This is a genomic window from Agarivorans sp. DSG3-1 (assembly GCF_046774965.1).
Lineage (GTDB): Bacteria > Pseudomonadota > Gammaproteobacteria > Enterobacterales > Celerinatantimonadaceae > Agarivorans.
In genome coordinates, this window is record NZ_CP177241.1 from 2,340,332 (window position 1) to 2,364,361 (window position 24,030).

Annotated in this window: 25 protein-coding genes; 16 read left to right on the forward strand and 9 right to left on the reverse strand. The window is 44.6% G+C overall.

Features of this window, described 5'->3' with window-relative positions:
- The first annotated feature begins 176 nt into the window (after positions 1 to 176).
- The gene (locus tag ACLD71_RS10935) at positions 177 to 1,793 is read left to right on the forward strand and encodes a cellulase family glycosylhydrolase (RefSeq protein ID WP_411994741.1); all 1,617 of its coding nucleotides are present in this window, start codon (positions 177 to 179) and stop codon (positions 1,791 to 1,793) included.
- A 70-nt stretch (positions 1,794 to 1,863) separates the two neighbouring features.
- Here the strand turns inward: ACLD71_RS10935 and ACLD71_RS10940 are convergent, their stop codons facing one another.
- From ACLD71_RS10940 to ACLD71_RS10950, 3 genes are read right to left on the reverse strand one after another with little or no spacing between them, the layout of a single operon-like run.
- Positions 1,864 to 2,424, reverse strand: a complete 561-nt coding sequence (locus tag ACLD71_RS10940; protein ID WP_411994743.1) for a DJ-1 family glyoxalase III — start codon at positions 2,422 to 2,424, stop codon at positions 1,864 to 1,866.
- On the reverse strand, positions 2,417 to 3,322 hold the full coding sequence (locus tag ACLD71_RS10945; RefSeq protein ID WP_411994745.1) for a ketopantoate reductase family protein: 906 nt from the start codon (positions 3,320 to 3,322) through the stop codon (positions 2,417 to 2,419). The genes ACLD71_RS10940 and ACLD71_RS10945 overlap by 8 nt, the downstream gene beginning before the upstream one ends.
- Complete coding sequence (locus ACLD71_RS10950; protein ID WP_411994747.1) at positions 3,304 to 3,663, reverse strand: hypothetical protein; 360 nt, start codon at positions 3,661 to 3,663, stop codon at positions 3,304 to 3,306. Before ACLD71_RS10950 ends, ACLD71_RS10945 begins: the two co-directional genes overlap by 19 nt.
- A gap of 146 nt (positions 3,664 to 3,809) precedes the next feature.
- On the opposite strand from ACLD71_RS10950, the gene ACLD71_RS10955 reads away from it, so the two are divergent.
- The 4 genes from ACLD71_RS10955 to ACLD71_RS10970 all read left to right on the forward strand — a co-directional run bounded on the left by ACLD71_RS10955 (position 3,810) and on the right by ACLD71_RS10970 (position 7,121).
- Entirely contained in the window at positions 3,810 to 4,292 is a 483-nt protein-coding gene (locus ACLD71_RS10955) for a YajQ family cyclic di-GMP-binding protein (RefSeq protein WP_303509665.1), read from the forward strand.
- A 178-nt stretch (positions 4,293 to 4,470) separates the two neighbouring features.
- Positions 4,471 to 5,265 (forward strand): hypothetical protein, encoded by a 795-nt coding sequence (locus ACLD71_RS10960; protein ID WP_137672109.1) that lies wholly within the window; start codon positions 4,471 to 4,473, stop codon positions 5,263 to 5,265.
- 258 nt (positions 5,266 to 5,523) lie between these two features.
- On the forward strand, positions 5,524 to 5,868 hold the full coding sequence (locus ACLD71_RS10965) for a YciI family protein (protein WP_137672108.1): 345 nt from the start codon (positions 5,524 to 5,526) through the stop codon (positions 5,866 to 5,868).
- On the forward strand, positions 5,865 to 7,121 hold the full coding sequence (locus ACLD71_RS10970) for an RNA polymerase sigma factor (RefSeq protein WP_411994750.1): 1,257 nt from the start codon (positions 5,865 to 5,867) through the stop codon (positions 7,119 to 7,121). Before ACLD71_RS10965 ends, ACLD71_RS10970 begins: the two co-directional genes overlap by 4 nt.
- Here the strand turns inward: ACLD71_RS10970 and ACLD71_RS10975 are convergent.
- Genes ACLD71_RS10975 through ACLD71_RS10990 form a run of 4 tightly spaced genes read right to left on the reverse strand, consistent with a single transcriptional unit; the run spans position 7,118 to position 10,829 of the window.
- A complete protein-coding gene (locus ACLD71_RS10975; RefSeq protein WP_411994752.1) occupies positions 7,118 to 8,479 on the reverse strand; it encodes an AmpG family muropeptide MFS transporter in 1,362 nt (453 codons plus the stop codon). The genes ACLD71_RS10970 and ACLD71_RS10975 overlap by 4 nt on opposite strands.
- Positions 8,480 to 8,507: 28 nt before the next feature.
- The gene (locus ACLD71_RS10980) at positions 8,508 to 9,086 is read right to left on the reverse strand and encodes a peptidylprolyl isomerase (RefSeq protein WP_411994754.1); all 579 of its coding nucleotides are present in this window, start codon (positions 9,084 to 9,086) and stop codon (positions 8,508 to 8,510) included.
- On the reverse strand, positions 9,083 to 9,664 hold the full coding sequence (locus ACLD71_RS10985) for a YajG family lipoprotein (RefSeq protein ID WP_303549253.1): 582 nt from the start codon (positions 9,662 to 9,664) through the stop codon (positions 9,083 to 9,085). Before ACLD71_RS10985 ends, ACLD71_RS10980 begins: the two co-directional genes overlap by 4 nt.
- Positions 9,665 to 9,686: 22 nt before the next feature.
- A complete protein-coding gene (locus tag ACLD71_RS10990; RefSeq protein WP_411994756.1) occupies positions 9,687 to 10,829 on the reverse strand; it encodes a methyltransferase in 1,143 nt (380 codons plus the stop codon).
- Between the two features lie 98 nt (positions 10,830 to 10,927).
- Between ACLD71_RS10990 and ACLD71_RS10995 the strand changes: the two genes are divergently transcribed.
- From ACLD71_RS10995 to nqrM, 11 genes are all read left to right on the forward strand, one after another.
- Positions 10,928 to 11,515, forward strand: coding sequence for an alpha-ketoglutarate-dependent dioxygenase AlkB family protein (locus tag ACLD71_RS10995; RefSeq protein WP_411994758.1), 588 nt, complete (start codon positions 10,928 to 10,930; stop codon positions 11,513 to 11,515).
- A gap of 20 nt (positions 11,516 to 11,535) precedes the next feature.
- Entirely contained in the window at positions 11,536 to 11,841 is a 306-nt protein-coding gene (locus tag ACLD71_RS11000; protein ID WP_137672102.1) for a BolA family protein, read from the forward strand.
- Positions 11,842 to 11,887: 46 nt separating this feature from the next.
- On the forward strand, positions 11,888 to 12,958 hold the full coding sequence (locus ACLD71_RS11005; RefSeq protein WP_411994760.1) for a TRAP transporter substrate-binding protein: 1,071 nt from the start codon (positions 11,888 to 11,890) through the stop codon (positions 12,956 to 12,958).
- A gap of 298 nt (positions 12,959 to 13,256) precedes the next feature.
- Complete coding sequence (locus tag ACLD71_RS11010; protein ID WP_303549262.1) at positions 13,257 to 14,597, forward strand: Na(+)-translocating NADH-quinone reductase subunit A; 1,341 nt, start codon at positions 13,257 to 13,259, stop codon at positions 14,595 to 14,597.
- A 2-nt stretch (positions 14,598 to 14,599) separates the two neighbouring features.
- Positions 14,600 to 15,811 (forward strand): NADH:ubiquinone reductase (Na(+)-transporting) subunit B, encoded by a 1,212-nt coding sequence (locus ACLD71_RS11015; protein ID WP_137672099.1) that lies wholly within the window; start codon positions 14,600 to 14,602, stop codon positions 15,809 to 15,811.
- The gene (locus ACLD71_RS11020; RefSeq protein WP_137672098.1) at positions 15,801 to 16,586 is read left to right on the forward strand and encodes a Na(+)-translocating NADH-quinone reductase subunit C; all 786 of its coding nucleotides are present in this window, start codon (positions 15,801 to 15,803) and stop codon (positions 16,584 to 16,586) included. Before ACLD71_RS11015 ends, ACLD71_RS11020 begins: the two co-directional genes overlap by 11 nt.
- Entirely contained in the window at positions 16,579 to 17,211 is a 633-nt protein-coding gene (locus ACLD71_RS11025) for an NADH:ubiquinone reductase (Na(+)-transporting) subunit D (protein ID WP_137672097.1), read from the forward strand. Before ACLD71_RS11020 ends, ACLD71_RS11025 begins: the two co-directional genes overlap by 8 nt.
- Before the next feature lie 4 nt (positions 17,212 to 17,215).
- Positions 17,216 to 17,824 (forward strand): NADH:ubiquinone reductase (Na(+)-transporting) subunit E, encoded by a 609-nt coding sequence (gene nqrE, locus ACLD71_RS11030; protein ID WP_303509698.1) that lies wholly within the window; start codon positions 17,216 to 17,218, stop codon positions 17,822 to 17,824.
- 31 nt (positions 17,825 to 17,855) lie between these two features.
- A complete protein-coding gene (gene nqrF, locus ACLD71_RS11035) occupies positions 17,856 to 19,079 on the forward strand; it encodes an NADH:ubiquinone reductase (Na(+)-transporting) subunit F (protein WP_137672095.1) in 1,224 nt (407 codons plus the stop codon).
- 3 nt (positions 19,080 to 19,082) lie between these two features.
- The gene (locus tag ACLD71_RS11040) at positions 19,083 to 20,108 is read left to right on the forward strand and encodes an FAD:protein FMN transferase (RefSeq protein ID WP_411994764.1); all 1,026 of its coding nucleotides are present in this window, start codon (positions 19,083 to 19,085) and stop codon (positions 20,106 to 20,108) included.
- A gap of 15 nt (positions 20,109 to 20,123) precedes the next feature.
- Positions 20,124 to 20,360 carry a (Na+)-NQR maturation NqrM gene (nqrM, locus tag ACLD71_RS11045; RefSeq protein WP_137672093.1) on the forward strand — a complete coding sequence of 79 codons (237 nt, stop codon included), beginning with the start codon at positions 20,124 to 20,126 and terminating at the stop codon, positions 20,358 to 20,360.
- A gap of 40 nt (positions 20,361 to 20,400) precedes the next feature.
- On the opposite strand, the gene ACLD71_RS11050 is transcribed toward nqrM, so the two are convergent.
- Together ACLD71_RS11050 and ACLD71_RS11055 are read right to left on the reverse strand one after the other, a co-directional pair.
- The gene (locus ACLD71_RS11050; protein WP_411994767.1) at positions 20,401 to 20,847 is read right to left on the reverse strand and encodes a DUF1566 domain-containing protein; all 447 of its coding nucleotides are present in this window, start codon (positions 20,845 to 20,847) and stop codon (positions 20,401 to 20,403) included.
- A gap of 121 nt (positions 20,848 to 20,968) precedes the next feature.
- The gene (locus ACLD71_RS11055) at positions 20,969 to 23,995 is read right to left on the reverse strand and encodes a PKD domain-containing protein (RefSeq protein WP_411994769.1); all 3,027 of its coding nucleotides are present in this window, start codon (positions 23,993 to 23,995) and stop codon (positions 20,969 to 20,971) included.
- Positions 23,996 to 24,030: the final 35 nt, after the last annotated feature.

The following is a 24,030-nucleotide window of genomic DNA, read 5'->3' on the forward strand; positions in this document are numbered from 1 at the left end:
ATCAAGAAAGCATTTATAACTTTTATTCAAACTAAGACCTAAGCATAGCTATTTGATGAAAGCGGTATGAAACCTTTAGTTTTTCATGCGAAATGTAAATTAGTTATTATTGTTTAATTGATCAATAGGGTTTTTGGCTTATTTTTCAACTTATAACACATCAATATGGAGTAACTATGAAACGCTACAACACAAGGGAATGGCTGTTATCTTCTGGTCTTAGAACAGAAAAAGCAGCAATAAAAACAATTATCAAAGCTGGGATGTTGAGTTTAGTCGCTACAGTATCTGGCCTTAGCTTTTCTGCTTCGGCGGGTTTTACTACCTCGGGTACTCAGCTATTAGATGGCAATGGTAAGCCGGTTATCATGCGCGGGGTTAACCATGCACACGCTTGGTACAACTATCGCCAAGGTGCGTTTCGCGATATTGCTGAAGCCGGCGCAAACACAGTGCGAGTAGTACTGAGTGATGGCCAGCAGTTTGCTAAAAACGATGCCGCCGATGTCGCCAAAGTGGTAAAAATGTGTAAGTTAAACCGCTTGGTATGTGTGCTAGAAGTGCATGATGTCACCGGCTCGGGCGAGAAAGCGGAAGCTGGAGAAATGCAAATCACCGCCGCTTACTGGGTGGAGTTGGCCGATGTATTAAAGGGCGAAGAAGACTACGTTATCATCAATATTGCTAACGAACCATTTGGCAATAACGTTCCAGCAGAAACCTATGTAAGTGAGCATAAGCAAGCGATTACCACGCTGCGTGATGCCGGCTTCACTCATACCCTTATGGTAGATGCAGCGAACTGGGGACAAGATTGGCAAGAAATTATGCTGGATCATGCCTCAGATGTAGCATCGGTTGATACGCTAAATAACATTATGTTTAGTGTGCATATGTACCAGGTTTACCAAAATCGCGAGAAAATCGAATCTTATGTATCTACCTTCCTAACGCGTCATAACATGCCGTTGATTGTTGGCGAATTTGGTATGGATCATCAGGGTCAAGATGTAGACGAAGATGCAATTTTGGCGGTCGCTGAAGAGTATAGTATTGGTTATCTCGGCTGGTCGTGGTCTGGCAACACTGCCCCCGGCACCTTTGAGTTGGATATGACAGTTAATTTTGACGCAAGCAAGTTAACTCCCTGGGGTGAGCGTTTATTCAACGGTATTAATGGGATTAAACAAACATCTACTTTAGCGTCGGTGTTTGATGGACAAGAGCTGCCTGTGATTCAACAGTGCGACTTTTATGGCACCATCATTCCTGTTTGTTTATATGAAGATGGTGGTCACTCACAAGAAAATGGCGGAAGTTGTGTGGGTTACACAATGTGTTTGAATATTCCTGCAGGTTCTGGCGGTTTGGTTGATGGTCCTGTAGACCCAACAGACCCAACAGACCCAACAGACCCAACAGACCCAACAGACCCAACAGACCCAACAGACCCAACAGACCCAACGGACCCAACGAACCCAACGGACCCGGTGGATCCTAACGCGGCCTGTAAGCATTTGGTCATTAATAGCTGGGAAGGTGGGTTCCAAGGTGCAGTCACAATCACCAATAATGGCAGCGAAGCGATTAACGGATGGGAAGTGAGCTGGGGTTACAGTGATGGTTCAACGGTGACCAGTTCTTGGAATACTACACTGGTTTCTGCAGAAGGTTATACAGCGTCTAACGTTGGTTGGAACGGCACCATCGCCGCTGGCGAAAGTGTAGAATTTGGCTTTACTGGAAGCGGAGCGGGTAATGCTACGGCGGTAACTGGCGCGGTTTGCCAATAAGGTAGTCGCCTATACTACGTGTAAGCCATGCTGAGCATGGCTTTTATTTGGTAGATATAAGAACTTATATCTAAGCAAGTACCATTGGCGCCGCTACTGCGTTTGCGCAATCTTGCCCTTTTAATTGCGCGACTAATGCCAAACTAAATTCGAGGGCTGTTCCTGGGCCTTGGCTAGTAATTAATTGATGAGTTTTATCGACTACCACTCGCTGTGTGGATAATAGCTGTTTAGGCAGATCTTTTTGAAAGCCGGGATGGCAGGTTACTTGAGCTTCCCCAAGTAAGTTGTGAGGTACTAGCACAAGTGCTGGCGCAGCACATATTGCTGCTAGCCATTGAGTATTGGAGCGGTTTTTCAGTATCTCAATCAAGAGAATCGAATCACGAAAAACCTCACTACCAGGCACTCCTCCTGGCAATACCAACATATCGTAAGCAGAGGCGTTTATCTGATTAAGGTGTACATCGGCAAGAAATTTCACTCCCCGAGATGCACATATCTCTAAGCTATCTGTGGGGCAAACACTTACCACATCCACCGTTATATCGGCTCGGCGTAATACGTCGATAATCGTTACGGCTTCAATTTCTTCACTGCCGGGTGCAATGGCTACCATCACTTTAGTCATATTGTTGCTCCAGTTTTTTAATCTGTTCTAACATCTTTTTATTGTAAGGGCAGTGCAGTTGAAACTGTTTGGCGCGTTGCAACACATAAGCATTTATGTAGTTAATCTCGCTAGTTCGTTGATGATGAATATCTTGATGCATTGAAGAATAGTTAGCGGCGGTGTTTTGTGCCACTAAGCGCACTGTTTGTAGTAAATACTCTGTGCTGAGCGTAATTCCCTCGTGCTCTGCTACTAGGCTAAGCTCTTGGCATAGGGCTTCTAGTGTTTGTTGGTAATTGCTATTTAACAAATCTCCGTTTGGACAATTGTGAATAGCAGTAAGTGGATTTATGCAGCAGTTAATGGCCAGTTTTAACCATAGTGCTGGGTAGATATTGTTATGCCAGTCTAGTGGCGCTAAGGCCTCGTTCAGCAGCGATAGCTCATCAGGTTCAGAGTTGCCTAAATAGCTACCCAGGTCAATTTTACCTAAGCCGGTATGTTTAATGTGTAGGGCTTGTTGGCTTTTACTCAACACTAAGGCGCCATGGGTATTACTGGCTAAATAGAGCTGCTCGGGATTAAGTTGATTAATAAGGTCTTGATGCGCGCCTAAACCATTCACCATTAAGATAACCTTACAATCCGCAGGAATAGTAAGAGCAGCCACTGCGCTGGCCACTTGATGAGCTTTTACGCATATGATTAACCAGCGGCAGCTAGGTATGGTATTGAGTAGTGGCAAGCGAGAGTGTAGTTGAGTACTTTTGTCAGTAGCAAAAGGGGTTAAGGTAAGCGCTAGGCTGCTTTCTCTGACGATACGCGGGTCAACAAAACATACTTTACTGTGTTGGCTCAATAATGCGGCCAGTAAGCCGCCGACAGCGCCAGCGCCAATTATTGCGCAGTGATACATCGGTTCACCTTTTGTATGCTTGAGTGTTGGCTTAAGGCTAAATAGCTTATTACGCCCAGTATATCCGCCAATAAATCTAACCAAGAAGCTTGCCGGTAGCTACTTAATCCTTGCGACAGTTCGATGAACCCACCAAAAAGTAATAAACCAAGGGCTAGTTCTCGGTAACTATAGTCGGCCAGTTGTGCCAGCCAGGCTAAACCAAAAAAGCATACTAGGTGCAGCAGTTTATCGGAGTGCGCTACCGGGCCAACTATGGGCATTGGCCATAGGGCTAATACAAAAATACTAAGTAGGCTTGCCCACAACAGCCCGCGAAAAAATGCTCTGCGTTGTTTCACTATTGCTTGTTACTCTTTGCTAGAAATGATTCAGCCTGGCTTATCTAACAATACTATTGCCCAGATACTCCGAAGCATGCATTTTCGGATAGCACAGGTATAATGCAAGCATTTTCGCATAAGCCAAATTTAAGGGGATAGAAAACATGCCTTCATTTGACATAGTTTCTGAGATTGATGCTAACGAAGTTCGTCACGCCTGTGACAACGCGATTCGTGAGCTTGAAACACGGTTTGATTTTCGTGGTGTAGAAGCCAGTTTTGAGTATAAAGATGAGTCAGTAAAAATGACTGCTGAAGCTGAGTTTCAACTTAACCAAATGCTGCATATTTTACGTGGCACGTTAGTGAAACGTTCGGTTGACGCCAAGTCTATTGATTTAGCATCAGTGACTCGCAGTGGTAAAACTCACTCGCAAGTGGTCAATTTTAAAAATGGTATCGACCAAGCCACCGCTAAAAAAGTGGTTAAGCAAATCAAAGACGCCAAGCTTAAAGTACAAGCGTCTATTCAAGGTGAACAAGTACGTGTTACCGGCAAGAAGCGCGACGACTTACAAGCAGCCATGGCGCTAGTGCGCAGTGGTGAATTCGACCAGCCGTTTCAATTTGAGAACTTTCGAGACTAAAGTTAACGTGTGTTTCGCTCTTTGTTAAAAGCCGCCTTGTGCGGCTTTTTGTATTTATTGGGGATTGTATTGCTTAAGTGGCTATTTATGTGGCTAGTGCAATGAATGTTAAGCCGTTGGATGCTAAGGTATATTTTCTTGGAAGGAAGCCAAAGTAAGTGAATAGGGTAGTGATAGCGTGAAATTTTTTGTGCGGCTTTTAGTGTGTTTGGGTTTAGCTATTGTTACGCAAGTTGGGGCTGTTTCTTATCTGCTTTCTATGTTGCTTTGTCGTGTTAGCAAAATCACTAAGCTTTATTATGCCTTTGCTATCAATTTGGCGATGTATGCCTTACTTACGGTAGCTGTTGTGCCTTATGTCGCACCGTTATTTGGCAGAGAACCGGTGGTACATTTAACCAATGTTAAGCCACTAAATATGTGGTTAACGGTGGGCTTGAACAGAAATTATGTTGTGCCAGAGCTAAACAAAGCGCTAATTGAAATAGCCGGCAATTTGGAGCAACAACAACCCGCTTTAAGCTTGAACATTTTAGATGCCAATTTCCCTTTTTTAAATCGTTTTCCTTTACTGCCTCACCTAAGCCATAACGACGGCAGGAAAATTGACCTTAGCTATGTTTATCAGGATGGATATGGCAAACCGAGCCATTTTACGCCTTCTGTAAGTGGTTATGGAGTGTTTGAGTGGCCGGGTTTGATTGAAACAAATACCAGCGCCTTTTGCAGAGAGAATGGGTATTTTCAATATAACTATTCGCGGTATCTCACTTTGGGTCAGCACCACCCCGAACTTAGCTTTTCTAATCAGTACAACAAGCAGCTAATTGAAACCCTGTTAAAGAACACCGCCATTAGTAAGATATTTATTGAACCGCATTTAGTTGAGCGCTTACAGTTAGATGACTCGAGAATTCGGTTTCATGGTTGTAAATCTGTAAGGCACGACGACCATATCCATATTCAAATTTAGCAAAACTTAACGTTTTTTGGCTTGGCGGTCTAATTCGCGTTTGCCGTCGTTAAGCGCTTCTTCTTTTGGAGGTTATTGACTAACAAGTGTCACTCCCTCATCAACTTTGCGCGTATGTGCTTTGTGATAAATCTTAGTCTGCCAACTCCCTATATCTGAATTTTTTTACTAAAGTGTCCAACTTTGTCTGAGTGATGCGTCATAGTATTGTCAGAGGAGTTTGTTCCACTGGCTCAATTAGCATCAAGGAGAGTAACGATGAGCAATAAACAATATATGTGTCTGCTGCGCAGTGACAATGCCGAGGGTTGTGAAAAGCCGTCACCTTCAGATATGGAAGTGATGTATGCCAAGTACCAAGCTTGGCAAACTAAATTTGCCGATAATATTGTTGATATGGGAAGCAAGCTAGGCAGCGAAGGGGCGGTAGTGCGTCACGACAGTGTAAAAGACGGTCCTTTTATTGAGCTTAAAGAAGTTATTGGCGGCTATATGCTAATCAGTGCGGCTAATAAAGAAGCCGCGATAGCGGTAATACAAGCCAGCCCAATGGTGGAAAGCAGCAGTGTGAGTATTGAAATTAGAGAAATAAACTCACTGTGAAAATAGATGCTCATGTAGAGCATCTATTTCGCCACGAGTATGGGCAGCTCGTGGCGTTATTAGTGCGACGATTAGGTATGCAGCATCTAGATATGGCTAACGATGCGGTGCAATGGGCGATGGCGCAAGCCTTGGAACACTGGCCAAAAACCAAGCCTCCAACTACGCCTTCGGCTTGGTTATATCAGGTGGCCTATCGGCATGCACTGTCTGAGATTCGAGGCAATCAACTTAAGCTACAAAAACTAACTCGCTTACATGAGCAGCTAGATCATGCATCAACCCCTCCCGAAGACATGCCCTTAAGTGGAGAGTTAAATGACGCGTTGCTGCGGATGTTGTTTATCAGCTGTGATGAAGATTTAGCGCTTGAATCGCAGTTGGTCTTCACTTTAAAAAGCTTGTGTGGTTTTAGCATTGAAGAAATTGCCTACCGCTTGTTTATTAGTGAGGCAAATACCTATAAACGCTATAGCCGCGCCAAGCACTACTTACAGGCTCAGAAAATAGAGCTTGATGGGGTTGACGTTTCTACCATGGCGAGCCGTTTATCTGCTTTGCACCGGGTGATTTATTTGATGTTTACTGAGGGGTATTTGTCATCACATAAGGATTTAGCCATTCGCCATGATTTATGCGAAGAAGCGATTCGCTTAGGCCAAGCCCTAGCGAAAAGTACAATCGGTGGCAGCCCTGAAACTGACGCGTTATTGGCGTTAATGCTACTTAACTTTTCGCGGATTCAGGCTAGGCAAAACGCTCAAGGCTTGGTGTTATTGCAAGAGCAAAATCGCACGCTGTGGGACCAACAAATAATCCGCCAAGGGCTAGCTTACTTGCAACGTTCTGCGAGTGGTGAGAGTTTGTCTCGGTATCATGTGGAGGCGGGGATTGCAGCTGAACATTGTTTAGCGCCGAGTTACCAGCAAACTGATTGGCAAAAAGTAGTGCAGGGCTATCAGTTGCTTGAGCAAATAGCCCCTTCACCCTTTCATATTCTTAATCGAGCGATAGCTATAGCTGAGTGGCAAGGCGCCGCCGAAGGTTTACGGGTACTTAATGCGGCCAATTTCCCCGTGTGGTTAGAGCGTTCCTATCACTGGTTTGCTGTATTGGCAGACTTACAATATCGCTGCGGCGAAATAGGCCAAGCGACTAACAACGCGGAGTTAGCCTTGGCGCAAGCTCCCACCGAAAACATTAAACAACTGTTGCTGAAACGCTTGTCTGCCTATAACACTAACGGTGACTAAGTGTTGTTTTTACTGTTTTGGTTGTGCTGCAGTATTTTTGTGAAATAGCCGCGTAAGCTTATTAGCATTAGTAAGCTTGGGATCACCATCACCGCGGTTAAAATAAAGAACAGCGGCCACGAATCAAGGAAGTCGGCTAAGCTGCCGCTAAATGAGGCGAGGGTGGTGCGGCCTAAATTTCCTAAGCTTGCTAGCAAGGCATACTGAGTGGCCGAAAAGGCTTGCCCAGTTAACACCGTTAAGAACGATACAAAAGCTACGGTAGCAAAGGCACTGGTAAAGTTGTCTACGATGATGGTGGCTAGAAACAGCTGTTCGTCTGGCCCTACCGATGCTATCCAAGCGAACATTAAGTTACTGGCCGACATGGCTATACCGCCTAAAATCAACCCTCTAATAATGCCAAAACGGACATTAAAGGCACTGCCGACTAGGGTAAATACCACCGTTGCACCCCAGCCAATTAGCTTTGAGTAATGGCCAATTTGGTCGTTACTAAAACCTACTTCGCGGTAAAAAGTAATCGACATGCGGCCTAAAAAGGCTTCGCCAATCTTAAATAGAAATACAAATAGCAGCAGAGTGATCGCTACTCTTACGCCATTTCGGCGGAAAAAGTCTAAGAAGGGTTCGGCTACGGTAACGGTAAGCCACGCAACCAAGGGGGACTTTGTGCCTAGGTATTTTGCGTGGCGCAGTTCAGCTTGTTGTTGCAGGGCATCACGGTTAGTAGTGGGCTCTTTTACTAACACCGTAAATAACATTAACAAAGCAACAATAAAGCACATGCCAAGGTATACGCCGTTCCAACCAATTTGGTCTGCGTTCACAAAGGCTAAGTAGCCGGGCAGTGAATAACCAGTCCACCAACCAATCACCGCCATGGCCGAGGCTTGCGGTAAGCGATGTGAGTCACTGCTAGAAAAACTGTCGATGCGGTAAGCATCAATGGCGATATCTTGGGTAGATGACGCAGTGGCAATACACAGCGCTAACATAGAGGTGAACATTAGGCTTTTCGCGGGATCAAATTGAGCGATGCCAAAGGTACATAGCAATACAATACTTTGGCAGAGAAAAATCCAACTGCGACGCTGACCTAACCACTTATGCAAGATAGGCAGTTTGACCCTATCAACCAAAGGTGCCCATAAAAAGTTAATGGCATAAACGGTAAATACAGAGCCAAAAAAGCCAATCGCTGAGCGAGAAAGGCCGGCATCGGTTAGCCAGCCCGACATGTTTGAGCCAATAAGCACCCACGGAAATCCGCTGGCGCAACCGAGCATAAATACCCAAAGCAACCTCTTATCTAAGTAAGAGCGTAAGGTTTGTGACCAATTTAGCGATGAGTTCATCTAATGCTCGGTTGAGGTTAAGGCTTACTTAAGGTTGCGCTTCGCCAACCACGATTACATCTTCAATAATCACTTTTTCTACTGGCACATTGCGCATGCCAGGAATAGGGCCGGTTTTGGTCGGTTTGTTTACAATGTTATCTACCACGTCCATGCCTGAAGTGATTTCGGCAAACACTGTGTAACCAAACTTGTTTGGGCTGCCGTCTAGGTAGGCATTGTCGATAACGTTAATGAAAAACTGGCGACTGGCGCTGTGTGGGTCGTTGGTTCGAGCCATTGCTACTGTGCCGCGTTTATTGCTAAGGCCAGTTTTAGATTCGTTTTCAACAGGGCGGTAGCTGTCTACTTTTTCATAGTTGATTGAGAAACCACCTGCCTGTGCCATAAAGCCAGGGATAGTGCGGTGAAATAAGGTGCCTTTATAGCTGCCGTCTTCTACGTAACGCATAAAGTTAGTGACGGTTTTGGGGGCGGCTTCTGGCTTAAGTTCCATCTCAAACTCACCTTGATTGGTGATGAACTTTAAGGTTTGTGCTGCAGCGGGTAGGCTAAGTACGGCAAAGGCTAAAGCAAAAAGGCTAGTGCGAAAAATTCCCAAGGTCATAGTTGATACTCCAATACTTCAATAAGTTGCGGGTCGCTGGCGATTTGTGTCAATAATTCTGAAAGTTGTTGGCTCATGGCGTCGGCTTGTTTATTTACATTGACCGAAAACGCCCCCTCGTTGGTGTGGGTTGAGCGAAATTGCTTAGCTAAGGTTTTATGCGGCGTGTCTACCGTGACTTTAATTCGCATAGTCGAAGTAGCGGCGTGTTTTACACTGCTTTCTTCTACCTTACTGGCAAGCTCAAGCAGCTCAATGGTAATTAAGTTTGGCGAATCGGGCACAAAACCCACACCTTGCTGCTGCCAAGAGGCTGATAGTTGTTGTTCAATGCTCTGGCGTAAGTTACTGCCGCTAGCAATTAACTGAGCCTGCTCTTCACCGTCTTGATGAATGCTGATTAAAAAGCGGTTGCTGCGTAGATCCTGCGATTTTATTGCCGCTATGATCGAGTGTTGAGCAACCGAATCGAGATTTACCGTGGGTTGTAACTGTACTTGCTGAGGCTGGCTGCTACAGGCGCTAAGGCCTAATACACCGCCTAACAGCAGGGCGGGCAACAAAAATGGGCTTTTCAAGTTGTTCACCTTAATGGGTTGATTAACGCTTAGTGCTGCTCAGAATAACAAATTTGTTATTGCTCGCCAGTAACTTATAACCACCAAAGTAAGATTTTAATAGTGGGTGATAACCTAAGTGTCTATTTGCCACCACAATTAGCTTGCCGCCAGCGCGTAAACAGCGCTTGGCGTCTTTGAACATTTGCTGAGCAATGTGGCTAGAAATGGTGTTTTGTTGATGAAAGGGTGGATTACATAATACTAAATCAGCGCTTTCATCAGCTTGATGCTGCAGTGCATTATCGTGATTAAAGCTACAGCGAGTCAGGTGTTCTGGGTGGTTTAGCGCCACATTGTTTTTGGCAGAAGCCAGCGCCATCGCTGATTCATCACAAAAGCTAACTCGGGCATTAGGGTATAGGCTTAAAGCATGTAAACCCAATAAACCATTGCCGCAGCCCAAATCAATCACCGATTCAAATTCATCTTGGGGGAAGTGTTCTAATAGAAAGCGCGTGCCGATATCGAATTTCCCAAAGCAAAATACATTGGCGTGATCATTTAACTGCCATTTGTATTCAGCAATGTTCCAAGCTTTAGGGTAAAGCGCTGCAGACTTTCCCCCTGCATAATGGCCAAATAACAAACGGGCTTTCTTTTTGGCCAGTGAGGTCGTCACACTGCCAATGTGCTTCTCAAATAAGCCAAATACCGATTTAGGCAAACCTTTTACCATAGCACCACATGCCAACTGCGAATCGTTACTCAAGCTTTGTTGTAAGCCAATGAGCTGGTGCTCTAAGTAATTTAGGCTTTTGGGTAAACGCATTAGTACCAGTTCAGCCTTTGGCATTGTGTCGGTGCTAGAGAGCAGGGTTAAACGCTGGCTCGCATCTAGCGCGTTTACCTGTAGATTTTGTGCAAGTGCTTGTTGCGCAATGAATGAGTCACTTAACCAACTAATGTGGCTATTAGTAAAATTGGGGTGAGCCAGTAAGGCACACGCTAGGGCTCCAAATTCATCATTAATGATTAAGATATGTTGTGGAATAGTTGAAAGCTCAGCGGCGAATTCAATCAGAAGTTCGTCGGCCGCATTCCATGCTCGCAAGTCGCTAGCCGCGTCTTTGGGGTAACGTGATAAGCTCAAACTGAGCGAGTTTATTTGCAAATCTTGACTCATATTGGATTTGTAACGTGCAGGCCTTGAATAGTGGCAGCAGTGTAACTAAGTTGAGGGCTAAACTAAAGCAACACCCTTATGGATGTAGGTTGTAATAAGTGCTGTTCGCAGAAGATATCGCCACCAAAGAAATTGTCCATCATCGGCAATGGTTAAACTCTGAGGCCAGCGCCTTAGCATACCAACACATGCTGCATAAGCTACCTTGGCAGCAGCATCAGATTAAAATATTTGGCAAAACCTGCCTCGAACCCCGTTTATCTCTGTGGATTGGCGACGCCAATACGGCTTATCGTTACTCTGGAGAGTGGCGAGCACCTGCTCCTTGGCCAAGCTTTTTAATGCCTATAAAGTTGGCGGTGCAGCACAAATGCCAGCAACAGTTTAATAGTGTTTTGCTTAACTATTATCGAGACGGGCATGATTATATGGGCTGGCATAGTGACAATGAAAAGCAGTTGGGCGAACGCCCGGTTATTGCGTCACTAAGCTTGGGTGAGCCAAGACGGTTTTTGTTCCGTAATAAAGTTGAGAACCATAAACATGAGTACCTATTAGAAAGTGGTGATTTACTCATTATGAATGGTTTATGCCAGCAGCAATGGCAACATAGCTTGCCCAAAGCACTAAGAGTGAAACAGCCAAGGATCAATTTAACGTTTCGATATACAATGCCTTTGAGTTAAACCAAATACAGGGACTATTAATGCGCGTTGAAACACTGATTACCGACAAATTGCAGCAACACTTTTCTCCTAGCTACTTAGAGGTGGTAAACGAAAGCAATATGCATAACGTGCCTGCAGGTTCAGAGAGCCATTTTAAAGTCACTATTGTTAGCACCGAGTTTGAAGGTAAACGCTTATTGCAACGCCATCGAGCGGTAAACCAGTTGTTAGCAAATGAATTACAAAACGATATTCATGCCTTGGCTATGCACACTTATACGCCAAGCCAATGGGCTGAACAGCAAAATGCTCCAGCCTCTCCAAAGTGCCGCGGCGGAAGCTAGGACTTAGTAGATTGACCTCATTGCTGCATCAAATAAGGAATGTTTAATGCGGATAGTAATAAAAGTGGTTGTGCTAATTTGGCTGTTAGTTGGCTGTATTGATCAGCAGGGAGCTGATCCTCAGCAGCAAAAAGCCGAGTACAGTTGGACCTTAATCACCTCTTGGCCTAAGCATTTACCCGGTTTAGGTTCTGCTCCCGACCGCTTCGCTGAAGAAGTAAAAGCCATGAGCAATGGCCGCTTAGACATCAAAGTATATGGTGCCGGAGAGTTATACCCAGCACTGGATGTATTTAAGGTTGTGTCTGCGGGGGATGCTGAAATGGGCCATAGCGCGGCCTATTATTGGCAGAATGAGTTGCCAGCAGCGGTATTTTTTAGTTCAGTGCCTTTTGGTATGAGCGCTAAAGAACTTAATGCTTGGTTGTATTTAGGTGGTGGCTTAGCGCTTTGGCAGGAGCTTTATGCCCCGCATAACTTAATTCCCTTTCCTGGTGGTAATACCGACGCACAAATGGGCGGCTGGTATAACAAAAAAGTCACTTCGATTAACGATTTTAAGCAACTCAAAATGCGCATCCCTGGTTTAGGCGGGAAAGTACTTGAATTAGCGGGGGGCTTGCCCACCAATCTTCCCGCAGGAGAATTGTATACCGCTCTACAATCTGGTGAGCTGGACGCCGTTGAATGGGTTGGGCCTTATAACGACTTGGCATTTGGTTTTCATAAAGTGGCTAAATATTATTATTACCCTGGTTGGCATGAGCCAAGTACCACCTTAGAGTTTGTGGTTAATCAAGACGCTTTTGCCGCCTTGCCTGTTGATTTACAGAGAATAATTGAAAACGCCACGAAAGTGGTTAATCAAGAAACCCTCAATGAATATGTGGTCTACAATATAGAAGCATTAAATGTGCTGGCCAACGAGCACGGAGTGGAAGTTGTTGCTTTTCCCGATGACGTGCTCGCTTTATTAAAAGACTACAGCGTTGAGGTGATCCAACAGTTAGCTCAGCAGGATCGTTTTTTTGAAAAGGTTCTCAATAGTTATCAACGATTCCAATTTGGGGTGCTTAAGTACAATCAAGTGGAATTGGATCCTACAATCTTAGAATAAGCTATAAATACTCGATTTTTCAGAATTGGGTGATTTGTCAGCAATTTGAGCTTTGCTTGGTGCTTGCTTGACTTGTTTTACAAGTTTGTTAACAAACCGCTAACACTTAAGTCGAATAGGTTAGATTTTTGGCCTTTTTCTTTGGAGAAATAGGATTAATTGGTGCTAGAATACTCGCGATTTCTGTGGCTTGTTAGTTAAATGTCTAAGACTTGTTAGCTTAACTACCTCATTTGGAGTACTAAAGTTACATGGAAATCATCGCTCGTCTTCCAACCCAACACATGTGTAAGAGAGTATGATTACAATAAAAAAAGGATTGGATCTGCCTATTAAAGGCGGTCCCAAACAGCAAATAGTAGACGCGTCTATTGTTACCAGAGTTGCTGTACTCGGAGAAGATTATGTAGGTATGCGCCCTACAATGAAAGTTCGAGTGGGTGATGTGGTAAGCCAAGGTCAGACGTTGTTCGAAGACAAAAAGAACCCCGGCGTTGTATTTACTGCACCTTGTGCTGGCGTTGTTCAAGAAGTTAACCGTGGCGCCCAACGTGTGTTGCAGTCTGTTGTTATTGAAAAACAAGCAGGCGATAGCATCGATTTTGGTGCTCTCAGCGATGCCGAAATCGATAGCGCAGAACGCGCAACGATTGTTGACAAGTTAGTAAAATCTGGCCAATGGGCTGGTTTTAGAACGCGTCCATATAGCAAAGTACCTGCAGTAGACTCAGAACCTTCTGCTATCTTTGTTACCGCCATCGACACTAACCCTCTCGCTGCCGACCCTAAAGTGGTTATTGACCAAGACCAAAGTGCTTATTTAACAGGCTTACGTGTTTTGTCTCGATTAACTTCTGGTGAAGTATTTGTATGTAAGGGAAGCGAAAGCTTACCTCAATCAGATGCGGCTCGTGTACAAGAGCATGTGTTTGCTGGGCCTCACCCTGCCGGCTTAGCTGGAACACACATTCATAGCTTAAAACCTGCCAGTGCTCAGCGCACGGTATGGTCGATTGCTTACCAAGAAGTCATCGCCTTAGGTCACTTAATTGCAAGCGGTAAAATTTACAACCAACGTGTAGTGTCTTTAGCTGGACCCGTTGTAAAAGAGCCACGCTTAATTCGCACTGAGTTAGGTGCTGATATTGATCAATTGATAGATGGTGAATTGGTAGACGGCGAGCACCGCGTTATTTCCGGTACCGTATTAATGGGCAACCATGCTTCGGGTCCGCACGCATTTATTGGCCGTTACCATCAGCAAGTCGTAGCGCTTGAAGAAGGCTACGAAAAAGAATTTATGGGTTGGGCTGTTCCAGGCACGAACAAGTTCTCATTAGCGAGATTGTTTGTATCGGGTTTAAACAAGAGCAAGTTGTTCTCGTTAACCACCACTACCGGTGGTAGTTCACGGGCGATGGTGCCAATTGGTCAGTATGAACGAGTAATGCCTTTGGATATTCTTCCTACATTATTGCTTCGTGACTTATTGTCAAACGATACCGACAGTGCTCAACAACTAGGCTGTTTAGAGCTAGATGAAGAAGATTTAGCGCTATGTACCTTTGTCTGTCCAGGCAAATACGAGTACGGCAGCGTACTTCGTGATTGTTTGACCAAGATTGAGAAGGAAGGTTAAGCATGAGTCTTAAGCAATATATTGAAAAAATTGAACCTCAGTTCATGCCGGGTGGCAAACACGAGAAATGGTTTGCGCTTTACGAAGCCACGGCTACTTTCTTGTACTCTCCTGGTTTAGTGACGAAGAAAAACACCCACGTACGTGATGCGATTGATTTAAAGCGCATCATGATTTTTGTTTGGGTTGCCTTAATGCCTGCCATGTTCTTTGGTATGTACAATGCGGGTATTCAAGCAAACGACGCAATTATCGCTGGTTACGCAGTACCAAACGATTGGCATGGTGCTTTGATAGCGATGTTAGGGGTTCCTACAGGGGCTGACGCTGGCTGGATATCGTCAATGATTTACGGCGCGATTTTCTTCCTACCTATTTACCTAACGGCATTTGCTGTGGGTGGATTTTGGGAAGTATTGTTCGCCTCGGTTCGTGGCCATGAAGTTAACGAAGGTTTCTTTGTTACCTCTATCTTGTTTGCGCTCACTCTGCCCGCCACTATGCCTTTATGGCAAGTTGCACTAGGTATTACCTTTGGTGTGGTTGTCGCGAAAGAAGTATTTGGCGGAACCGGTAAAAACTTCTTAAACCCAGCACTAGCTGGCCGAGCATTTTTATTCTTCGCTTATCCAACGGCTATCTCAGGTGATGCTGTATGGACAGCGGTAGACGGTTACTCTGGTGCTACAGCGCTAAGTGTAGTAGCCGCAGAAGGCATGCAAGGTCTAGTGGCTCAAGGTATTACTTGGAGCGATGCATTCTTTGGATTCATCCAAGGATCTAGCGGTGAAACCTCAACCTTCTTGCTAGCGCTAGGCGGTTTGTTCCTTATCTTTACCCGTATCGCGTCTTGGCGCATTGTAGCTGGCGTAATGGTAGGCATGGTCGCAACCAGCTTACTGTTGAACGCAGTAGGTTCAGATAGCAACATGATGTTCCAATTACCGCCTCATTGGCACCTTGTATTAGGTGGCTTTGCGCTAGGTATGTTCTTTATGGCTACTGACCCAGTATCTGCGTCATTTACCAATAAAGGTAAGTGGTGGTACGGCGGTTTAATTGGTTTGATGGTGGTGTTAATTCGTGTAGTTAACCCAGCATTCCCTGAAGGCATGATGTTGGCCATTTTATTTGCTAATTTGTTTGCGCCAATTTTTGACTACTTTGTAGTTCAAGCCAATATCAAACGGAGGCTTGCTCGCGATGGCCAGTAATGATTCCTTAGCCAAAACCATACAGGTTGTTGTTGGCGTAAGTTTAGTGTGTTCAATTGTGGTATCGCTTGCAGCCGTTGGCTTGCGTGGCATGCAACAGCAGAATGCAGTTGAAGATAAACAAAAGAACATTTTAGCGGTGTCTGGCATTGAGCTAGCAGGGCGCAAGGTAGCGGATGTTTATGCTGAGGCGATTGAGCCTCGTGTGATTGATTTGGCCACCGGTGAGTTTGTTGCCGAAGACCAAGTTAACCCGCAAACCTTTGAACAGCGTAAATCTGCAAAAGATCCTGAAACCAGTATTCGCTTATCAGGTGATGAAGATATTGCCGGCATTGTACGTCGCTCTAATCTAGCCAGTGTTTACTTGGTTAAGAATGACCAAGGCGATATTTCACGGGTTATCTTGCCAGTTCATGGCCGCGGCCTTTGGTCAACCATGTACGCATTTTTGGCGATTCAACCAGATGGTAATACCGTTGATGCGATTGTTTACTACGACCAAGGTGAAACTCCTGGGTTAGGTGGAGAAGTTGCTAACCCATTGTGGCAGGCTAAGTTTGTTGGTAAGAAACTGTTTGATGACAATGGCGATACCGCTATCTCTGTTATCAAAGGTATTGCTCCTGCAGATTCACCTTCTGAGGTAGACGGTTTATCGGGTGCGACCTTAACCAGTAATGGCGTAGATAACACCTTCAAGTTTTGGTTAAGTGATAAAGGCTTCGGTAAGTTCCTTGCCAAGTTGCAACAGGGAGACCTAAACAATGGCTGATGCTAAGGAAACCAAAAAGGTTCTATTTGGACCGGTTTTTGCGAATAACCCTATTGCCTTGCAGGTACTGGGTGTATGTTCTGCGCTAGCGGTAACCAGTAAGTTAGAAACTGCATTTGTAATGACCCTTGCAGTAATTGTTGTTACGGCATTCTCTAACTTGTTTATTTCTATGATTCGTAACCACATTCCTAGCAGTGTGCGAATCATCGTTCAAATGGCGATTATTGCTTCACTAGTGATTGTGGTAGACCAAGTGTTAAAAGCGGTGGTGTACGACATTTCTAAGCAGCTCTCGGTATTTGTTGGTTTGATTATTACCAACTGTATTGTAATGGGCCGCGCAGAAGCCTTCGCGATGAAAGAGCCACCGTTCAAATCGTTTTTAGACGGTATCGGTAACGGCTTGGGCTACGGTGCAATTTTAATGTCGGTAGGTGCAGTTCGTGAACTATTTGGTTCTGGCTCTCTATTTGGTATCGAGATTATGCCGCTGATTAACAATGGCGGTTGGTATCAACCAAACGGTCTATTGTTATTGCCTGCCTCAGCATTCTTCATCATTGGCTTGTTGATTTGGGCATTGCGTACCGCATACCCAGCGCAAGTAGAGCCGAAGGAGTAATCGAGTGGAACATTATATTAGTCTCTTAGTTCGCTCTATTTTCATTGAAAATATGGCTTTGGCTTTCTTGCTAGGTATGTGTACCTTCCTAGCGGTTTCTAAGAAAGTTAAAACTGCATTCGGCTTAGGTGTTGCGGTAATTGTGGTGTTAGGTATTTCAGTGCCTGTTAACCAACTTATTTACTTCAACTTACTGGCTCCAGGCGCATTAGACTGGGCGGGTTTACCTAACGCAGATTTAAGCTTTTTAGGTTTCATTACCTTTATTGGTGTTATTGCAGCCTTAGTTCAAATACTAGAAATGGTATTAGATAAATACTTCCCTGCCTTATACCAGGCCTTGGGTATCTTCCTGCCGTTGATTACCGTTAACTGTGCCATCTTTGGTGGTGTATCGTTCATGGTGCAACGTGAGTACAACCTTGGTGAGTCGTTGGTTTACGGTATAGGTAGTGGTATTGGTTGGATGTTAGCCATTGTGGCACTAGCCGGTATTCGTGAAAAAATGAAGTATTCAGACGTGCCAGACGGCTTACGTGGTTTAGGTATTACCTTTATCACTGTGGGTTTGATGGCGATGGCGTTTATGTCGTTCTCTGGCGTTCAGCTGTAAGACGGCCAATAACTACAAGGAAAATTAGTCGATGGAAATTATTCTCGGCGTAACCATGTTTACCTTGCTCGTCTTGGCTTTAGTAACAATCATTTTGTTTGCTAAGTCTAAGCTGGTAAGTTCTGGTGACATTCAAATTTTAATTAATGATGATCCCGCTAAGGCGATTACTACCCAAGCGGGTAGCAAGTTGCTGGGCGTATTAGGTAATTCGGGTATCTTCGTTTCTTCTGCATGTGGTGGCGGTGGCTCTTGTGGTCAGTGTCATGTACACATTCACGAAGGTGGCGGTGATATTCTTCCTACTGAATTAGATCATATCAGCAAGCGCGACGCGGCCACTGGCCTACGTTTAGCTTGTCAGGTAAATGTTAAGCAAGACATGAAGATCTCTTTACCTGAAGAAATCTTTGGTGTGAAAAAATGGGATTGTGAAGTTATCTCTAACGATAACAAAGCTACCTTTATTAAAGAGCTTAAGTTACAAATTCCTGATGGCGAATCGGTACCGTTTCGTGCTGGTGGTTATATTCAAATTGAAGCGCCTGCTCACCATGTTAAATTCTCTGATTTTGACGTGGAAGAACAATACCGTGGCGACTGGGAACACTTTGGCTTCTTTAACCTAGAGTCAAAAGTAGACGATGAAACCATTCGTGCTTATTCAATGGCTAACTACCCTGAAGAAGCTGGCATCATTATGTTGAACGTGCGTATTGCTACGCCCCCGCCAAATAACATGAGCCTACCTTGCGGTAAGATGTCTTCGTACATCTTTAACCTAAAAGCGGGTGACAAGGTCACTATTTCTGGTCCATTTGGTGAGTTCTTCGCTAAAGAGACAGAATCAGAAATGGTATTCATTGGTGGTGGTGCTGGTATGGCCCCAATGCGTTCACATATCTTCGATCAACTTAAGCGTTTAAGCTCGAAGCGTAAAATTAGCTTCTGGTATGGCGCACGCTCACGCCGAGAGATTTTCTACGAAGAAGATTTTGATATGCTGGCGCGCGAAAATGAAAACTTTGAGTGGCACGTTGCCTTATCTGATCCACAACCTGGTGATGATTGGGACGGCAAAACAGGATTCATTCATAACGTATTGTTTGAAAACTATCTACGTGACCATGATGCACCAGAAGACTGTGAATACTACATGTGTGGTCCTCCAGTAATGAATGCAGCCGTTATTAACATGCTTAAAGATTTAGGTGTGGAAGACGAAAACATTCTACTTGATGATTTTGGTGGCTAAACAGTGAGTTTAGTGAAGCATTATTGGCTAGCCCTAGTAGGGCTAGCCTTTTTTATTAGCGGCTGTAGTGAGCAAAACAGTTTGTATACTCTGCAAATTGAAGGGCGCACTATGGGTACCTATTACCAAATAAAATTGGCCGAGCCTAAAGCAAACTTGCCAAATGGTGAGGCATTACAAACCAAGATTGACGCTGTGCTGCAGCAAGTGAATCAAGAGATGTCTACGTACATCTCTGATTCGGAGTTGTCGCGGTTTAATCAACATAGCGCGAATAATGCAATCAGCATTTCTGATAATCTAGCATTGGTTCTTGAGGCCTCATTACAGCTCTCAGAAGACTCTAAGGGCGCGTTTGATGTCACTGTTGGCCCATTAGTTAATTTGTGGGGTTTTGGTCCTGAGGGACGCCCAGAGCAACGACCTACTGAACAAGCGTTAGCGCTAACTAAAGCAAAAATTGGTTATCAGCATCTAAGCTTAAGCAGTGGTAAATTGTCTAAAGACTTGCCAGAGCTATATGTTGATTTATCAGCCATTGCTAAAGGCCATGGGGTAGACCGCGTTGCCGATCTACTGGAAGCTGAAGGGCTGCATAACTACATGGTCGATATTGGTGGTGAACTGCGTCTAAAAGGCCACAACGACAAAGGTGCGGGCTGGCGTATAGCGGTTGAAAAACCCTCGGCAGAGCAGCGCGCTGTGCAAAAAATTATTGAGCCAGGTGACAACGGTTTGGCTACCTCGGGTGATTACCGAAATTATTTTGAGCAAGACGGGGTCAGATATTCACATACTATTAATCCGAATACCGGAATGCCTATCGCTAACCATATTGTATCGGTGAGTGTGATTACGCCTACCAGTATGATGGCCGATGCTTATGCTACGGCGTTTACAGTGATGGGGGTTGAGCAGGCAATGCGTTTTGCTGAAAATAAGCAGTTAGCAGTGTATATTATCGAGAAACAAGGGGATGAATTTGTGGAGCATATCAGCTCGGCGTTTGTGCCCTTTGTTGTTCAATAGCAGTTAGGAGTCATAATGGCGTATTTTTTAGTGACCTTTGTATTCTTTTTAGTGGTTATCACTGCTATGGCGGTGGGTTACATTTTTCAAAAGAAAACCATTAGCGGAAGCTGTGGTGGTATTGCTGCTTTAGGTATTGAGAAAGTCTGCGACTGCCCCGAACCTTGCGATAAACGTAAAGCTAAAATGGCCTTGGTAGAGCAAAAGAAAAAGGCTCGCCAAGCGATGTTAGATGAACATCGAATCATCTAAATAAAAAGCGCCTCACGGCGCTTTTTATTTATCTTGTGATTTACAATCCGCCTCTTACTAAGCGCACTGCATAATCATCGTCTTTTTTATCTAAGTCTATTTCGCCACTAATAAATTTGATAAACCAAGCTTTGGTTGTAGTAAGGCTATCAGGGGTTGCTGTCCAATAAGGTATCGAAACCCCTAAAGCAGAGGGAAAGATGTTCTCGTTAATCGCTGGGTCATAACAGCTGTATTCTATTAGGTGGCTGAGTTCTTTTACATTAGGTAGGCGCCAATCGTTGTATCCAGCGAGTGTTGAGTTGGGGCCCTCTTCAACGGCTTGTTTCCAGGTTAGGCTTAGCGCTGCACCAGTGCAGGTGCTGCCATCCCAAGTTCTTCCTACGCTACAGCGTGCCCACATCAAATTGGTTTCTTGGTCTGAAATAGTTTGGTCGTTGTTATCAACAAAGCGGCTATCTGGCGTAGTTAATGGTGATGATGCCAAGCAAATGCTAGCACTGAGAGCGGGTAGAGGTGTTAACAAACAAGCGTTAACAATGACTAAGCATCCAAGAGAGTAATTTATTGATAATTGCGTATCGGAATTCGCGGTGTTCAATTTCAGTTTAAGGAAGGTCATGAACTAGCCTCACAGGTAAAGTTTCAGACTTAAGCGCAAATGGAAGTCTATCAATAGTTAAATTGAAATTCACTCTCCATGCTGCACTGTTGAATTGGGATAGCGTGCTTGATGTCCAGTACCCATCGTTATCTGTGTTTGGAAAGTAATCGTTTTCTATGGCGAAATTAGTTTGGCTATAGTCAACTAAGGATTGTAGCTCTGGATATGCCGGCACTCGCCAGTTAGTTAAACCACACAAACTTAGGGCATTTACGCTATTCACATAACTTTCGGTATCACATGTACCTACGCAACTGCCTGCATCAGCGGCACCACTGTTGCCGCCATTTTGGCTATTGTTATTGTCTAACCAGCTATAGTTATGGTGAATGTCTTGTAAGCCACTGTCGGTGGTTTTGACCTCCCATATTAGCTCAGTCACAGTATCTAATACACAGGACCAAGAGGTGGCATCTGCATTTAGAGCTTGCCCTTGGCTATCTAATTTAATAAAGCTAAAGCCGAGTTTTCCATCATCGTTATTTGAGGCGTTAATGTCTCTACCAACGTGACCGTCTTGATCTTGAGGGACCGAGTCACCATCGGCATCGGTGGTCAGATTACAATCAATTGAATTTTGATGAGACTCACTGGCGCCGAAGGCATAATCTGCACAGGTACTAATCCCAGTATCGTTAATTGGCGCTAAGTTGGTATTACTTGGCGTTAGCGCAATGCTTACTTGGTTAGTCGCGGTTTTGCCACCTTCATCGCTGACTGTTAAGGAAATAGCTACTACTATCGAAGTGGTAACATTTGGAGCGGTAAATTGAAGTTGTTCAAGGCTACTATCTGCAAAAGCAATGCTAATACCGCTATTGTCGGTTTGTTGCCATTGGTACTGCAAACTTGCTGTTTCAGTGTCACTCGATCCGCTGCCGTCTAAAACGACTAATTCTGTTTCCCTTACCAGGACGGGAGCGATAATGTCAGCCGTGGGGGAGAAGTTATTAGCAATGGTAATACTTACGTTGTCACTGACGCTAATCCCTTCGTTGTCTGTTACGGTTACTTCAAGTTGTACAACGCTATCGCCGCTCACTTCAGGGGCTATAAAGCTGGCATTTGCTGTATTGGCATCTTGTAGGCTAACTGTCACTCCAGCGGTTTGCTGCCACTGATAAGTGGCAATGCTGCCATCGGTATCGTTGGCTGTTGCATTCAGCGATACATTGTTTTGTTCATCAATAGTTTGGTCGTTACCTGCTGAAACAGTTGGGGCGGCATTCACCGGGTTTACGGTGACTTGTGTTAGTCCAATTTGGCTCACACCTTCGTTATCGGTAACGAGTACTTGAAAGACCAAATTTTCTGAGGTCACTATAGTGGGGGAGGTAAAACTAGCGATTGCGGTGTTTGCATCGCTCAGGCTTATATTGGTGCCACTAAGCTGTGTCCAGGTATAGCTAGCAATATTGCCATCGGCATCGCTAGCGTTCACGGTTAACATCACGCTAGTTTGCTCATTAACACTTTGATCTGCTCCAGTAGTCACTATTGGCCCAGTGTTTATTGGGTTTACGCTAACTGAGAGTGTATCGGTAGCGCTATCGCCTTTATTATCGGTAACCGTTATTTGAAACACTAAGGTCTCAGGTAACAAGAGAGTAGGGGAGGTGAAACTGGCTATCGCGCTATTAGCGTTGTTCAGGGTCACCTCGGTGCCACTAAGTTGCGTCCAGGCGTAGCTAGCAATAGGGCCATTGCTATCGCTGGCGCTAGCGCTAACGACTACCGTGCTTTGTTCATTAACGGTTTGGTCACTTCCTGCTTCCACGCTTGGTGGGAAATTAAGGTTGTTAAACCCCTGCTCAATTTGTTCTTTGAGCTGCGTATTATTGGGCTCATTGAGGTAATCTATTACTAGTGAAAGCCATGTTTGAAGGTTTTCGCCTTGGTTTCCTATTGCTGCGCGAAGACTCTCTACATCAACATTAGTGTTGTCGGTATTTAAGAATGGGTCAGGGCTTATATTACCCATTAAGGCTTCTATATCACTGATCCACTGTCCCTGTTGACTAAGGTCTTGTAAGTCGTTTCTAGCAGCGTAGCTAAGTATTAAGCTAGATATGGGGGTGACGTTACATTGGCGGCGATCATTGAACTCGCATGCGCTGTTCATACGGCCAACAAAGGCTTCGCCGTTTATCTGACCGCCATCAATTTCAACCAAAAAATCACGACTGTCAGTATCTAGCAAAAACTCAAAGTATCCCAACTCATCAGTTTGCGTTTGTGCTATTAGCGCACCGCTATTCCAATCTTTTAAACTAACAGTAGATTGGCTAATTGGGTCATCTACAGCCCTACCTTGTAATGCAGGGTAAGCATTAACAGTGATTTCTTTGCTGCTAGTGGCTTGTTGTTCATCCGTAGCACTCAGTTCAAATTGATAGCTCTGCACTGAACTAAGTGCGGGAATATCTACACTTAAATCTGCTTTATCGGTCTCTGTGGTGTTTAGTGGAGTTTGATTGTCGCTCAGTATTTGCCGCCACTGATAGCTAATTAGTTGGCTGTCGGCATCACTCACTTGGGCTTGTAGCGCTATAGTTTGCAACTCAGCAACTTGGCGTGATGCAGCCAAAATAATTTGTGGCGCTTGGTTGAAGTTAAGTACCGTAACGTCAAGGGTGTCGGAATATACCTTGCCCGCTTCAGTGCTAGCGCTGAATTCAAAACGTAGTATTTCAGTTTGGTTAACAGAAGGGGCAATAAAGCTTAACAGCAAACCATTTGAGTTAATTAAATCAACCTCTATGCCTGAACGCTGCTCCCAGACAGCCTCTGAGAGCTGCATATCTGGATCTTTTAAGGTTCCGCTAATTTCTACCGTTTGGTTTTCGTTAACCATTAGGTTTTGGCCTGCATCTACCGCAATTTTTGCGTTCGAATCGTCGCTACCACAGGCACTTAATAAGAGTGATGAAAAAAGTAAAACAAGCACGCCGAAGACTTTCTTTTTTAACATCAACCTTCCTTATTAGCTAATACCATACTGGCGAA